This is a genomic window from Roseateles sp. NT4, from assembly GCF_051857475.1.
Lineage (GTDB): Bacteria > Pseudomonadota > Gammaproteobacteria > Burkholderiales > Burkholderiaceae_C > Pelomonas.
In genome coordinates this window covers 1757830-1769922 of record NZ_JBPZGZ010000002.1, presented here as the reverse complement: position 1 = coordinate 1769922, position 12093 = coordinate 1757830, and the positions used below count along the sequence as shown (strand labels likewise).

Sequence of the window (12093 nt, the reverse complement as noted above, 5' to 3'; positions counted from 1 at the left end):
ACGGCACGCCGCAGAATCGCCACACGCCCGCCCGAGACCGCCATGACCGCACGCGCCCGCTTCACCCGCATGGACCAGAGCACCCGCGAGGACTGGGGCCTGATCGTGCCCGAGGCGATGAAGATGTCCCGCACCCTGCCCGACCGCGTGCTCGACCATCTGCGCCTGCTGGACGGCGACTTCGGTGGCTTCCCGGTCGACCGGCTGACGCACTGCCTGCAGACCGCGACGCTGGCCCACCGCGATGGCCGCGACGAGGAATATGTCTGCTGCGCCCTGCTGCACGACATCGGCGACACCCTGGGCAGCTTCAACCACCCCGACATCGCCGCGGCCATCCTCAAGCCCTTCGTGACCGAAGAGAACCTGTGGATGGTGCAGCAGCACGGCATCTTCCAGGGCTACAACTTCTTCCACCACATCGGCCTGGATCGCGACATGCGCGAGCAGTTCCGCGACCACCCGCATTTCGAGCGCACGGCCGAGTTTGTCGAGCGCTATGACAACCCGGCCTTCGACCCCGCGGCCGAGGCCCTGCCGCTGGAGTTCTTCGAGCCGATGCTGCGCCGGCTGATGGCCCAGCCGCGCCGGTCCATCTACAAGGCGGCGATGCAAGCCTGAGGGCCGCCCTCACAATGCCTGGCGGTTGATGACGTCGGGACAGGGCAATCGCCTGCGGCGACAGCACGGCCGAAACGGGAGCCCACATGCATCAGGATCTTGAACGCCGGGTCGCGCTGCTGCTCGACGCGGACGACGACACCGAAATCGACGGCGAAGCCCTCTGGGAGCAACTTTGCGACGCCGTGGCGGCAGCGCCGGACGACGCGGCATCACGCGAATTGCGCCTGCGGGTGTCGGAAGCGTTCGGCATGCGAGCCGAGCATCTGGCCGACCTGGAAGCCCTGGTACGCCTGCAGCCCGACAATCTGGACCGTGAGCTGGACCTGGCGCTGAAGCAGCACCGTTGGTCCCTCTTCCTGTCGATCGATGACGGCGACGAAGCGTCAGAGGACAGCGACGAGGATCCCGGTGAAACCGGACGGCAGGCGGCGCTGGCGCGCTTGATGGCGCTGGGTCAACGCACATCGGGTGATGCAACCTTTCAGCTGAAGCTGCTGCAGTGCTGGGCGGACAGCTTCATCACCGCCCCCTGGGACCGGCTCACACTGGCCCTGCGTGCCTGCGCTGCGCACGCTGATCACCAGGGCCTGCGCCGCCAGCTCGCCCTGGCCTGGGCAGACCTCAGCGGCCATGCGCCGGATTTCGAGCTGGCCGACGGCAAACAGCCCATGGGCTTCGCCGTCGATGTGTACGGCGCCCTGCACGATGCTGGCGCCGCCTCCCGAGCGCTGGCCGGCATCGACGAACTGGCGCGCCAAGGCCTGGCCGATGCCGAATTGACGTCGGTGAAGGCCCATCTGCTGAAGGGCCTCAGCCGCTTCGACGACGCGGCCGAAGCCTTTGAGCAGGCCGCGCGGGTCCACGACCACGAAGCAGCAGCCCAGGCCGACGTCGATGCCGCGGAACAAGCCCGCGAGAACGCCACCCAGGCCCGGCAGGAAGCCGCGCTGTGCCGCCAGGGCCGCCTCGCCATCAGCAGCAGCCAGCTCGAAGCCATGGACGACGCGCTGACCAACTGGAGCCAGCGACTGCCGGGCGGTGAGGGCCACGAAGCCCTGAAGGACTGGCAGGCCGACATGCAGCAGCGCATGAACGACATCGGTGCCGAATGGGACCGCGCGCGCCCGGCCATCCGCGAGGCGGCCCTGGCCCCCGACTCCGCGGCCGTCGCTGAAATGCAGGCTCTGGCCACCAAGATCTCCGGCAACCTGAAGAGCTTGCTCGCCTTCGAGCCATCCGGCGCGCAGGCCTGGGATGGCCCTCGCAGCGAGATCGATCCGCGCCTGCTCGCCTTCGAAGCCGAGGTACAGGCCTTGGGCCTCGCCCACGTCGCCTGGGTGGAGACCCCCTCCTATACCCGCCACTTCGGTGCGTTGACGCTCAGCGGTTCCTGGTCGACCGCGAACAGCGACGCCACCGTGATCTGCACCGCCGTGGCCGCCCTGCAGGTGTCCGAGGTCGAGACCGAGCTGGACGACGGGCGACAGCTCATCACGTCCCGGGGACGCGGACGCAACTTCTTCTTCGGCGGCCCGCAGATCGACATCCTGCAGGTGGACCCCAGCCTGCCCCTGCCCCGGCTTATCGCCTTGCATCAGGCCCGCGTGGCCCTGGCGCTGGCCGAGCAGCCCGGGCGGGCCGTGCGTGCCTGGCGCAATGCCGCCGACTACCTCGGCGGCCAGGACCGGCAGCGGCAGGCCAAGCTGGCCTATCGGTTGCAGGTCGGTTGCGACGAGGCCGAGGCGCGCGGTGTGCCGGCCAGCCACCCCGAGATCTTCGTGCCCCTGCTGCGCCAGACGGCACTGGACTTCGTCCGGCAGGCCGCCGCGGAACGTGGGCTGACCTAAACCTTCTGGTTGGCCTTCACGGCCGCCTTGATCAGCGCCTTCAGCCCGGCCTTGTCGATCTTGTCGCCCTCCTTGAAGTCGATGGCGCGGCGCACATTGCCTTCCAGGCTGGAGTTGAAGAGGCCCTTGGGATCGGGCAGCGAGGCGCCCTTGGGAAAGGTCATCTTCACGGCGCTCTTGTAGGCCTCGCCGGTGCACAGGATGCCGTCGTGCGACCAGACCGGGTTGCTCCACTTCCACTCCTCGACGACGCCGGGGTCGGCCTCGTGGATGAGGGCGCGCAGGGCGGCCAGCATCTCGGCGCGCCAGCCGCCCAGGCTTTCGATGCGTTCATCGATGAGGGCCGCGGCGGGCGGGGTGGAGGTCGAGGAGATCTTGCTGCTCATGGGGTGGCTCGCTGTCATGCGGTGCTCGCAGCCTAACGGCAGCCGATTGGGGGCGCTTCTTGAATCCTGACGGTTTCACGGCAGTCAGGCCCGCAGCATCAGCAGCCCCAGCAGCAGGAAGATGGCGTAGAGCGCCCGCTGGAACACCAGGGCGGGCAGGCGCTCGCGCAGGCGTGCGCCGACGGCCATGCCGGCGAATGCGGCGCCCAGCGCCACGCCGCTGGCCCAGGGGTCGGGCGGCGCCGCCGCATCCAGGCCGCCCAGACGCGCGGCCAGGGCGATCGACGCCAGCATGAAACTGATGCCCAGGGCCTGGATCAAGGCGCCGCGCCGCAGTTGCAGGGATTGCAGGAAAGGCACCATGGGCAGCACGAAGACGCCGGTCGCCGCGCTGACGGCACCGCCGAGCAGGCCGGCCAGTGCCCCCAGCCAGCCGGCATGGCGACCCGGGTCCGGCAGCCGCGGCCGGCACAGGCCGAACACGCCATAAGCCGCCAGCACGACGCCGAGCGCCAGCCGCGCACTGCCGGACCCGAGGCTGGGCACCGGCGCCAGCAAGGTGCCCAGCACCAGACCCGTCCACAGCGGCCAGAGGCGCCGCCACAGCTTGGCCGCATGCGGGCCCATGCACTGGGCGACATTGGTCAGCAGCGCCGGCAGCAGCATCAGCGCGGCGGCGGAGGCTGCAGGCAGGCACAAGCTCAGCAGCGCCATGGCCAGCGTCGGCAGGCCCATGCCGGACACGCCCTTGACGAAGCCGGCCAGCACAAAGGTCAACGCCACCCAGCCCAGCAGGCCGGCGGACAGCCATTCGATGTCATCCATGCCGGCATGGTCGGCGCGGTGGCGCGACACGTCCATCGCGCTATGCCGCGCATATCCTCAGGCAATGCCGAAGGATGGCCCGTGAGCGCAAGCAACCCCCATTACCGCATCGATCCCTTCGACCTGCGCCTGTTCGCCGCCGTGGCCGAGACCGGCACCATCACCGCCGGCGCTCGGGCGGTGCACCTGTCGTTGGCGGCCGCCAGTGCGCGGCTGCAGGCCCTGGAGCAGGCGGTGGGCGCCGTGCTAATGCGACGCGCCAAGACCGGCATCACGCTGACCGATGCCGGCCGCACGCTGTTGCGCCATGCCGGGCGGCTGCAGCGTGAGATGGAGGCCCTGCATGCCGGTATGGCCGCGCATGCACATGGCGTGCGCAGCACCGTGCGGCTGCTGTCCAACACCGCGGCCCTCAGCGAGCATCTGCCGCCGCTGCTCGGCCCCTTTCTGGCGGCCCATCCCGACATCGACATCGAGCTGCGCGAGCTGGACAGCCAGGACGCGCTGTTCGCGATGCGCCAGGAGCGAGCCGACCTCGGCATCGTGGCCGACTACGTCAACACCGAAGGATTGACGACACGGCCCTTCCGCCAGGACGAGCTCGTCGCCGTGCTGCCCGCCGCGCTGGCCAAGGGTCGCCCGCGGGCGATCGCCTTTGCCGAGCTGCTGGCCCATCCCTTTGTCGGAATGCCGGCAGAAGCGGGCCTGAGCCGCTTCCTGCAGGCCAGAGCGCTGCAGCAGGGTCGCGGCCTGCACCACCGCGTGCAGGTGCAGGGCTTCGACGCGCTGCTGCGCCTGGTGGCCGACGGCGTCGGCGTGGCCGTCGTGCCGGCCCTGACGGCGGCGCGGCTGGCATCGCCCCAGGTCCGCATCCGCGCGCTCAGCGACGCCTGGGCCAGGCGACAGCTGCTGCTGTGCTTCGGCGAGCTCACACCCGGCGCCGCCGCGCTGCTCGAGGCCCTAGTCGTGCAGTGAGGACAGGAACTGCTTCAGCTCCGGCGTCTTCGGCGCACCGAACAGCTCGGCCGGATGCCCCATCTCGTGCACGCGGCCCTGGTGCATGAAGACGACGCGGTCGGCCACCTTGCGGGCGAAGGCCATCTCGTGGGTGACTATCAGCAGCGTCATGCCGTCGTCGGCCAGGGCCTCGACGACGCGCAGCACCTCGCCCACCAGTTCGGGGTCCAGGGCCGACGTGATCTCGTCGCAGAGCAGCACGGCCGGCTCCATGGCCAGGGCGCGAGCGATGGCGACGCGCTGCTGCTGGCCGCCGGAGAGCTGGTCGGGCATGGCGTCGAACTTCTCGGCCAGGCCGACGCGGGCCAGCAGTTCGCGCGCCTGTTCGGCGGCATCGGTGGGGCTGCGCTGCTTCACCAGCGTGGGTGCCAGCATCACATTGCGGCCGACGCTCAGATGGGGAAACAGGTTGAAGCCCTGGAAGATCATGCCGACCTGCTGGCGCAGCTCGCGCATGGCCATGGCGCTCTCGTAGAGCAGCGGCTTGCCATTGACGGTCAGCGAGCCGTCCTGGAACTGCTCCAGCCCGTTGATGCAACGCAGCAGCGTGCTCTTGCCCGAGCCGCTCTTGCCGATGATGGCGATGACCTCGCCACGCGCGACGTCGAGGTCGATGCCCTTGAGCACCTCGTGGGTGCCGTAGGACTTGCGCAGCGCGGTGATGCGCACCATGGCGGCGCGCGGCGCCGGCTGCAGATCGTCAAGTTGGGCGGCCATGGACTTTGCCTTCCAGATGTTGAGCAAAGAGGCTGACGGGGAAGCACAGCGCGAAATACAACAGCGCCACACAGCCGAAGACGAGGAAGGGCTTGAAGCTGGCGTTGGAGATCATGCTGCCGGCCTTGGTCAGCTCGACAAACCCGATCACCGATGCAAGTGCCGTGCCTTTGATGACCTGCACCAGGAAGCCCACCGTCGGTGCAATGGCCAGGCGGCCGGCCTGGGGCAGGATGACGTGGCGCAACTGCTCGCCGAAGCTCAGCGCCAGGCTGCGCGCCGCCTCCCACTGGCCGCGCGGCACGGCCTCGACGCAGCCGCGCCAGATCTCGACGAGGTAGGCGCTGGTATAGAAGGTCAGCGCCAGCGCCGCGGCCGTCCAGGCCGACACCTCGATGCCCAGCAGGGCCAGGCCGAAATAGGCGAGGAAGAGCTGCATCAGCAGCGGCGTGCCCTGGAAGAGCTGCACATAAAGCGCGATGACGCGGCGCGTGCGCACGCCCAGGCCGATGCGCAGCGTCAGCAGCAGGCCACCGACGAGGCCGCCGCCGATGAAGGCGATGGCTGACAGGGCCACGGTCCAGCGCAGGGCCAGCAGCAGGTTGCGCACGATGTCCCAGAGCGTGAACTCAACCATGGCGCCGCCCCCTGCCGAAGATGAAACGCGGGCCGGCCCACATCAGCAGCTGGCGCGCCGCGACGGCCAGGGCCAGATAGGTCAGCGTCGCGAGGATGAAGGCCTCGAAGGCGCGGAAGTTGCGGCTCTGGATCAGGTTGGCCGCATAGCTCAGCTCCTCGGTCGAGATCTGGCCGCAGACGGCCGAGCCCAGCATGACGATGATGATCTGGCTCGTCATGGCCGGCCAGACGCGCTGCAGGGCCGGCGGCAGCACGACGCGGGTAAAGACCTGCACGGGGCTGAGCGCCAGGCTCTGCGCCGCTTCCCACTGGCCGCGCGGCGTGGCCTGGATGCCCGCGCGCAGAATCTCGCATCCATAGGCGCCGAGGTTCAGCGTCATGGCGATCAGCGAAGCCGCCTCGGGCGACAGCTTCACGCCCGCGGCCGGCAGACCGAAGAAGATGAAGAAGAGCTGGACGATGAAGGGCGTGTTGCGCAGCAGCTCGACATAGACGCCCAGCAGCCGGCGCAGCCACGCCGGGCCGCGGGCACGCGACCAGGCGGCCAGCGTGGCGATGGCCAGGCCCAACGGCGTCGCGACCAGCGTCAGCCCCAGCGTCCAGGCCAGCCCCTTCAGCAGCAACGGCCATTCGGCCAGCACCGCGAGGAAGTCAAAGCTGACCATGGTCAAAGGGGCAGGTCACCCGTGCCGCGGCCCAGCCACTTCTTGGACAGGGCCTCCAGCTCACCCGCCGCCTTGGCCGCCACGATGATCTCGTTGACCTTGGCCAGCAGCGCGTCCTCGCCCTTGGCCACGCCGACGAAGCAGGGGCTGTCCTTCAGCAGCAGCTTGTATTCGGTGTTCAGGCCCGGGTTGCGCTGCATCAGATTGCCGGCCACGGCGGCGCTGGTGGCCAGCACCTGGGTCTGGCCGGCGGCGAAGGCGGCGATGGTGGCGTTGTTGTCCTCGAAGCGCTTGAACTCCAGCGAAGCCGGCGCGACCTTGGCCAGCTCCTGATCTTCCATGGCACCGCGTGTCACGGCCACGCTCTTGCCGGCCAGATCGGCCCACGTCTTGATGGGCAGGCTCTTGGCCGCGAACACGGCCTGGTAGAAGGGCGCATAGGCGGCGCTGAAGTTGATGACCTTCTCCCGCTCGGGGTTCTTGCCCAGTGTCGAGATGACCAGGTCGGCCTTCTTGGTCTGCAGGTAGGGGATGCGGTTGGCGCTGGTCACCGGCACCAGTTCGGCCTTGACGCCGAGCTTGGCCGCGATCAGCTGGGCCACCGCCACGTCCAGGCCCTGGGGCGCCATGTCGGGGCCGACGAAGCCATAGGGCGGGTAGTCGGTCGGGATCGCTATTCTGATGGTCTTGCTCTTGGCAATGGTGTCCAGTGCTGTCTGGGCCTGGGCGCCGAAGGCCAGCAGGCTCAGGCCGGCAGCGAGCACGAGACGACGGGAAAGCGAAGAGGTCATAGCAAGGCTCCTAGGTAGGCAGGTTCAGCGGGTTCGGCAGTCGGACTCGGCAGCGGCGAGAGGGCCTCGCGCAATTGCTGCAGCGGGTCGTCATCGGCGGGCAGACGCAGGGCGGCCTGCACGCTGGACAGGTGCTCGGCCATCAGCGCCTCGGCGCGGGCGCTGTCGCCGGCGGCCAGGGCGGACACGATGGCGACATGGTCCTGGCAGGACAGGGCCGCGTCGTGGGAGGACTGGTAGCGCATCGCGATCAGCGTCGTGCGCGCCGTGAAGTCGCGCAGCGTGTCGGCCAGCAGGCCATTGCCCAGGCATTCGGCCAGGCAGACATGGAAGTCGCCGAGCAGGAAGCTGCGCGTGCCGACGTCGTCGCCGCGCAGCGCCGCCTGCTCCTGCTGCAGATGCTGTTGAAGCCGCGTGATGGCCTCGGCCGGCAGTTGCGGCTGGCCGCGGATCAGCCCCAACTCGATGACGCGGCGCGCCTCGAAGGCCTCGCGCACGTCGTCCGGGCCCGGCGCGATCAGATACCAGCCGCGCCGCGCACTGACGGTGACGATGCCGCGCGCCGCCAGCCGGTTCAGTGCCTCGCGCACGATGGTGCGGCTGCAGTCGAACAGCATCGCGAGCTGCTGCTCGCCCAGGCGCGCGCCGGGCGCGAGCTTCTGCGCGAGCACCGCTTCGACGATGCGCTGGCTGATGTCGGTGGCCGAAATGCCCATGCCGGGTCATTTGCAGCTTCCATGCCAGCGCTCACCTGGCTTGTATGCAAGCCCTGCGCACAACTCTGCGGCCCTGCCGCACTATCACGGTGCCGAACAGCCCCAAGGCGAATCGGGGCGTTCCGCATCGGCTACACCCTGTTCATCCGCCCCCCCAACCGCAAGGACTCGCCATGGACCTGCAACTGAAGAACCGTCTCGCCCTCGTCTCCGGCAGCACCGCCGGCATCGGCTTCGCCATCGCGCAGGCGCTGGCCGCCGAAGGCGCCCGCGTCATCGTCAATGGCCGCATGCAGCCGGCCGTCGATGCGGCCGTCACGTCGATCAGGACCACCACCGGCCAGGACGCGCTCGGCTTTGCCGGCGACCTCAGCCAGCCCGAGGTGGCCGAAGCCCTGGTGCGCGCCCATCCCGGCATCGAGATCCTGGTCAACAACCTCGGCATCTTCGAGGCCAAGCCCTTCGAGGAGATCCCCGACGCCGACTGGCAGCGCTTCTTCGACATCAATGTGCTCAGCGGCGTGCGTCTGGCGCGGCTGGTACTGCCGGCCATGAAGGCGGCCAACTGGGGCCGCGTCATCTTCATCTCCAGCGAGAGCGCCGTGCAGATCCCGGCCGAGATGATTCACTACGGCATGACCAAGACGGCCCAGCTCGCCGTCTCCCGCGGCCTGGCCGAGTCGCTGGCCGGCACCAGCATCACCGTCAACAGCGTGCTGCCCGGCCCGACGCGCTCGCGCGGCGTCAACGACTTCGTCGAGCAGGTCTCCAACGGCAAGTCCTTTGCCGAGTTCGAGACCGAGTTCTTCGAGAAGGTGCGCCCGACCTCGCTGATCAAGCGCTTCTCGACGCCCGAGGAAGTGGCGTCGCTGGTGGCCTATGTCGCCAGCCCGCTGGCCTCGGCCACCACCGGCGCGGCACTGCGCGTGGACGGCGGCACGACCAAGAGCGCGTTCTAGGCCTTGCGGCGGCGCGCGGCGGCAGTGAGTCCGACAAGGCCGACGCCGCCCAGCATCAGCGCCACCGAAGCCGGCTCCGGCACGGCCTGCACGCTCACCGACAGCTGGTAGGGCGCGGCGGCCGCGTTGCTGCTGAGGCCCAGCGTCGCGCTGTAGTTGGAACCGCCGGCCACGCCAGTGCCGCTCAGGTCCTGCGACCAGGACCATTCGACCGCGTTGGCGCCGACGGCCTCCAGCTGGACCCAGTAGGTGGTGTTGGCGGAGAGCTGCACCCCGGCAGCCGGCTTGAAGGTGTAGGCGGCGAAATCGGTCGTCGACACCGCGGCGCTGGACAGGGTGCCCAGGGTGGCGATCAGCGAGCCGGGGCCGGCGCCGCTGTCGGCGCGCAGGCTGACGAGCACGTCGCCGACGACGGCGGCGTTGTCGCTCTTCAGCAGGGCCGTCACCTGGGTCAGCACGAGGCCGGCGTTGGCGCCGGTGCTGAAGGAGTCGGCCAGCGGGCCGAAGCTCAGCAGCGGGTCCGCGCCGTCACGGGAGCCAGCGAGGTTGTCGAACAGCGTGGCGGCATGGGCGGCAGGAGCGGCGGCGGACATGGCCGCGACGATAGCCGCAATCAGCAGGGGGCGAAGCAGGGGCATGGGGATCCTCAGAGCGTCAGAGCAAGGGGTCGCTGGTGCCGGCGGCGCCGGTCTCGACATGGCCGGCGAAGTGGGCGAGGAAGCGCGCGTCACCGTCGGCGCTGACGGCCAGGTCATACCAGCGCGAGCTGGCCTGCAGCGACCAGTCGGAGCGGAAGCTGGCACCAGGCTGCAGCAGCTGGTGCGAGCTGGCATTGGTGTAGCGGTCGGTCACGGTGACGGTCACGGCGGCGCTGCCGGCGTTGGTCACCGTCAGCGAAAGACCGCCCGTCGTGCGGCTGGGGGTGGCGCGCGCGGTCAGCTTGGCCGCGCCCGCATCCAGGCTGCCGGCATAGCGGCGGAAGAAGCCGTTGGGGCCGTTCACGCTGACGTCGTAGGCGCCGCCGGCCGGCGTCGTCCAGGTGTCGGCCAGCGTCTTGCCGGCCTCCACCGTGTAGCCCCAGGGACCCGTGCCGCCACCGGCGACGCAGCCATTGGCCGTGCGCACATGCAGCCAGGCGCCGGCGCTGCCGGTGTTGGTGAAGTCCAGGTTGAAACCGCTGCTGGACAACGGCGTCCAGTCGGCCTGCAGCTCGTAGGGCAGTGCGCGGGCCAGGCGCGTGCCGCTCTCCTGCACCGGCATGGTCTGGTTGGCCGGCACCGGCGGCGTGTAGGTGGCGTACTTCTTGCCGCTGACGACGTCGGCCTGCGGCGGCGCGTAGGACGCGGTGCTGGGCAGGCGCGCGGCCGTCGCATTGGGCAGGGTGAAGTCCAGCGTCGAGCTCAGGTCGCCGCAGACCGTGCGGCGCCACGGCGAGATATTGGGCTCGGCGACCCCGAAGCGCTTCTCGATGAAACGGATGATGGAGGTGTGGTCGAAGGTCTCGGAGTTGACCCAGCCGCCCTTGCTCCAGGGCGAGATCACCAGCATGGGCACGCGCGCGCCCAGGCCGTAGGGGCCGGCCGCGTAGCTGCCGGCACCGGGGTAGATCTCGTTGACCGTGCTGACCGTGGACTTGCCCTGGGCAGCAGTGGCCGGTGGCGTGGGCGCGACGACGTGGTCGAAGAAGCCGTCGTTCTCGTCGAAGCAGATGATGAAGACCGTGCTGGCCCAGACCTCGGGGTTGGCGGTCAGCGCATTCAGCACGTTCTGGATGTACCAGGTGCCGTAGCTGGTGGGCCAGTTGCTGTGCTCGCTGTAGGCCTCGGGCGCGGCGATCCACGACACCTGGGGCAGCGTGCCGTTCAGCACGTCGGCGCGCAGCTGGTCGAACAGCGTGCCGTTGTTGAAGGCGCCGCCATTGAGCAGGTTGGTGCCGGTGCGGCCGCGCTCGTACAGCGGGTTGCCGGCCTGGGCCGTGCGGTACTGGTTGAAGTACAGCAGCGCGTTGTCACCGTAGTTGCCGATGTAGGGGTTGGCGCCGTCCCAGCCCCAGGAACCGGTGGCGTCCAGGCCGTGGCCGACGTCCTGGTAGACCTTCCACGTGACGCCGGCCTGCTGCAGGCGCTCGGGGTAGGTCGTCCAGTTGTAGCCCTGCTCGGCGTTGTTGACGACCGGGCCAAGGGGTGGCGTGCCGTTGCCGGCGTTGGCACCGCTGCTGTTCAGCGCCAGCACGCCCGGCGTGCTGCCGGTGTTGGCCACGCCGATGCCGCCAGGGGCCGTGCCGTTCTGGCCGCACCAGCCGCTCCACAGGTAGTAGCGGTTGGGGTCGGTCGACGCCATGATGGAGCAGTGGTAGGCGTCGCAGATGGTGAAGGCGTCGGCCAGCGCGTAATAGAAGGGGATGTCGGCGCGCTGCAGATAGGCCATCGAGACCTTGCCCTTGGCGGGCACCCAGCGGTCGTTGTGGCCGTCGTTCCAGGCCTTGTGCGCATCCGCCCAGGCATGCGGCAGGCCGGTCAGGAACTGCTGGCCCAGGTTGGCCGCGGTGGGGTGGAAGGGCAGGATGGTCGGCGGGTTCTGCGTCACGCCGGCCGCGTTGAGGTTGGGCTGCTCGAAGATGGACTTGCCCGAGCCGTACTGCTTGACCGCGCGCGGGTCGTTGAAGCCGCGCACGCCGCGCAGCGTGCCGAAGTAATGGTCGAAGGACCGGTTCTCCTGCATCAGCACGACGATGTGCTTGACGTCGGCGATGGTGCCGGTCGTGCCCTGGGCCGTGACGGCCAGCGCCTGGCGGATGCTGTCGGGCAGTGCAGCCGCGGCACCTGCCCCGGCCATGCCGCGCAGCAGCGCGCGGCGGTCGATCTTCGTCATGTCCGTCTTCCTGTTCAACCAAGGGCGCAAGGCGCG

Annotated in this window: 13 protein-coding genes; 4 read left to right on the top strand and 9 right to left on the bottom strand. The window is 69.6% G+C overall.

What is annotated here, in order from left to right; translation table 11 throughout:
• The first annotated feature begins 42 nt into the window (after positions 1–42).
• The gene (locus ACS5PN_RS17935) at positions 43–621 is read left to right on the top strand and encodes an HD domain-containing protein (RefSeq protein ID WP_439465340.1); all 579 of its coding nucleotides are present in this window, start codon (positions 43–45) and stop codon (positions 619–621) included.
• 86 nt (positions 622–707) lie between these two features.
• Positions 708–2471, top strand: coding sequence for a hypothetical protein (locus ACS5PN_RS17930; RefSeq protein ID WP_439465339.1), 1764 nt, complete (start codon positions 708–710; stop codon positions 2469–2471).
• Here the strand turns inward: ACS5PN_RS17930 and ACS5PN_RS17925 are convergent.
• Positions 2468–2857, bottom strand: a complete 390-nt coding sequence (locus ACS5PN_RS17925; protein ID WP_439465338.1) for a DUF1801 domain-containing protein — start codon at positions 2855–2857, stop codon at positions 2468–2470. The genes ACS5PN_RS17930 and ACS5PN_RS17925 overlap by 4 nt on opposite strands.
• 84 nt (positions 2858–2941) lie before the next feature.
• Positions 2942–3718 carry a sulfite exporter TauE/SafE family protein gene (locus ACS5PN_RS17920; RefSeq protein WP_439465337.1) on the bottom strand — a complete coding sequence of 259 codons (777 nt, stop codon included), beginning with the start codon at positions 3716–3718 and terminating at the stop codon, positions 2942–2944.
• A 45-nt stretch (positions 3719–3763) separates the two neighbouring features.
• On the opposite strand from ACS5PN_RS17920, the gene ACS5PN_RS17915 reads away from it, so the two are divergent.
• Positions 3764–4657, top strand: coding sequence for a LysR substrate-binding domain-containing protein (locus tag ACS5PN_RS17915; RefSeq protein WP_439465336.1), 894 nt, complete (start codon positions 3764–3766; stop codon positions 4655–4657).
• Here ACS5PN_RS17915 and ACS5PN_RS17910 read toward each other — a convergent pair.
• Genes ACS5PN_RS17910 through ACS5PN_RS17890 form a run of 5 tightly spaced genes read right to left on the bottom strand, consistent with a single transcriptional unit; the run spans position 4643 to position 8227 of the window.
• On the bottom strand, positions 4643–5416 hold the full coding sequence (locus ACS5PN_RS17910) for an amino acid ABC transporter ATP-binding protein (RefSeq protein ID WP_439465335.1): 774 nt from the start codon (positions 5414–5416) through the stop codon (positions 4643–4645). The two genes, ACS5PN_RS17915 and ACS5PN_RS17910, sit on opposite strands and share 15 nt — an antisense overlap.
• The gene (locus ACS5PN_RS17905) at positions 5400–6053 is read right to left on the bottom strand and encodes an amino acid ABC transporter permease (RefSeq protein ID WP_439465334.1); all 654 of its coding nucleotides are present in this window, start codon (positions 6051–6053) and stop codon (positions 5400–5402) included. Before ACS5PN_RS17905 ends, ACS5PN_RS17910 begins: the two co-directional genes overlap by 17 nt.
• Positions 6046–6720 carry an amino acid ABC transporter permease gene (locus tag ACS5PN_RS17900; protein ID WP_439465333.1) on the bottom strand — a complete coding sequence of 225 codons (675 nt, stop codon included), beginning with the start codon at positions 6718–6720 and terminating at the stop codon, positions 6046–6048. The genes ACS5PN_RS17905 and ACS5PN_RS17900 overlap by 8 nt, the downstream gene beginning before the upstream one ends.
• 2 nt (positions 6721–6722) lie before the next feature.
• Entirely contained in the window at positions 6723–7511 is a 789-nt protein-coding gene (locus ACS5PN_RS17895; RefSeq protein ID WP_439465332.1) for a transporter substrate-binding domain-containing protein, read from the bottom strand.
• Positions 7508–8227, bottom strand: coding sequence for a GntR family transcriptional regulator (locus ACS5PN_RS17890; RefSeq protein ID WP_439465331.1), 720 nt, complete (start codon positions 8225–8227; stop codon positions 7508–7510). Before ACS5PN_RS17890 ends, ACS5PN_RS17895 begins: the two co-directional genes overlap by 4 nt.
• Before the next feature lie 173 nt (positions 8228–8400).
• Between ACS5PN_RS17890 and ACS5PN_RS17885 the strand changes: the two genes are divergently transcribed.
• Positions 8401–9186, top strand: a complete 786-nt coding sequence (locus ACS5PN_RS17885) for an SDR family NAD(P)-dependent oxidoreductase (protein WP_439465330.1) — start codon at positions 8401–8403, stop codon at positions 9184–9186.
• Here the strand turns inward: ACS5PN_RS17885 and ACS5PN_RS17880 are convergent.
• On the bottom strand, positions 9183–9824 hold the full coding sequence (locus ACS5PN_RS17880) for a choice-of-anchor R domain-containing protein (RefSeq protein ID WP_439465329.1): 642 nt from the start codon (positions 9822–9824) through the stop codon (positions 9183–9185). The two genes, ACS5PN_RS17885 and ACS5PN_RS17880, sit on opposite strands and share 4 nt — an antisense overlap.
• Before the next feature lie 16 nt (positions 9825–9840).
• Complete coding sequence (locus ACS5PN_RS17875) at positions 9841–12057, bottom strand: phosphocholine-specific phospholipase C (protein ID WP_439465328.1); 2217 nt, start codon at positions 12055–12057, stop codon at positions 9841–9843.
• Between the last annotated feature and the right edge of the window lie 36 nt (positions 12058–12093).

Excerpts from the sequence above, each read along its gene's own strand:
- ACS5PN_RS17890 (WP_439465331.1), bottom strand. The coding sequence starts at position 8,227 with ATGGGCATTTCGGCCACCGACATCAGCCAGCGCATCGTCGAAGCGGTG.
- ACS5PN_RS17935 (WP_439465340.1), top strand. The coding sequence starts at position 43 with ATGACCGCACGCGCCCGCTTCACCCGCATGGACCAGAGCACCCGCGAG.
- ACS5PN_RS17880 (WP_439465329.1), bottom strand. The coding sequence starts at position 9,824 with ATGCCCCTGCTTCGCCCCCTGCTGATTGCGGCTATCGTCGCGGCCATG.
- ACS5PN_RS17920 (WP_439465337.1), bottom strand. The coding sequence starts at position 3,718 with ATGGACGTGTCGCGCCACCGCGCCGACCATGCCGGCATGGATGACATC.
- ACS5PN_RS17905 (WP_439465334.1), bottom strand. The coding sequence starts at position 6,053 with ATGGTTGAGTTCACGCTCTGGGACATCGTGCGCAACCTGCTGCTGGCC.
- ACS5PN_RS17900 (WP_439465333.1), bottom strand. The coding sequence starts at position 6,720 with ATGGTCAGCTTTGACTTCCTCGCGGTGCTGGCCGAATGGCCGTTGCTG.
- ACS5PN_RS17895 (WP_439465332.1), bottom strand. The coding sequence starts at position 7,511 with ATGACCTCTTCGCTTTCCCGTCGTCTCGTGCTCGCTGCCGGCCTGAGC.
- ACS5PN_RS17885 (WP_439465330.1), top strand. The coding sequence starts at position 8,401 with ATGGACCTGCAACTGAAGAACCGTCTCGCCCTCGTCTCCGGCAGCACC.
- ACS5PN_RS17925 (WP_439465338.1), bottom strand. The coding sequence starts at position 2,857 with ATGAGCAGCAAGATCTCCTCGACCTCCACCCCGCCCGCCGCGGCCCTC.
- ACS5PN_RS17875 (WP_439465328.1), bottom strand. The coding sequence starts at position 12,057 with ATGACGAAGATCGACCGCCGCGCGCTGCTGCGCGGCATGGCCGGGGCA.
- ACS5PN_RS17910 (WP_439465335.1), bottom strand. The coding sequence starts at position 5,416 with ATGGCCGCCCAACTTGACGATCTGCAGCCGGCGCCGCGCGCCGCCATG.
- ACS5PN_RS17930 (WP_439465339.1), top strand. The coding sequence starts at position 708 with ATGCATCAGGATCTTGAACGCCGGGTCGCGCTGCTGCTCGACGCGGAC.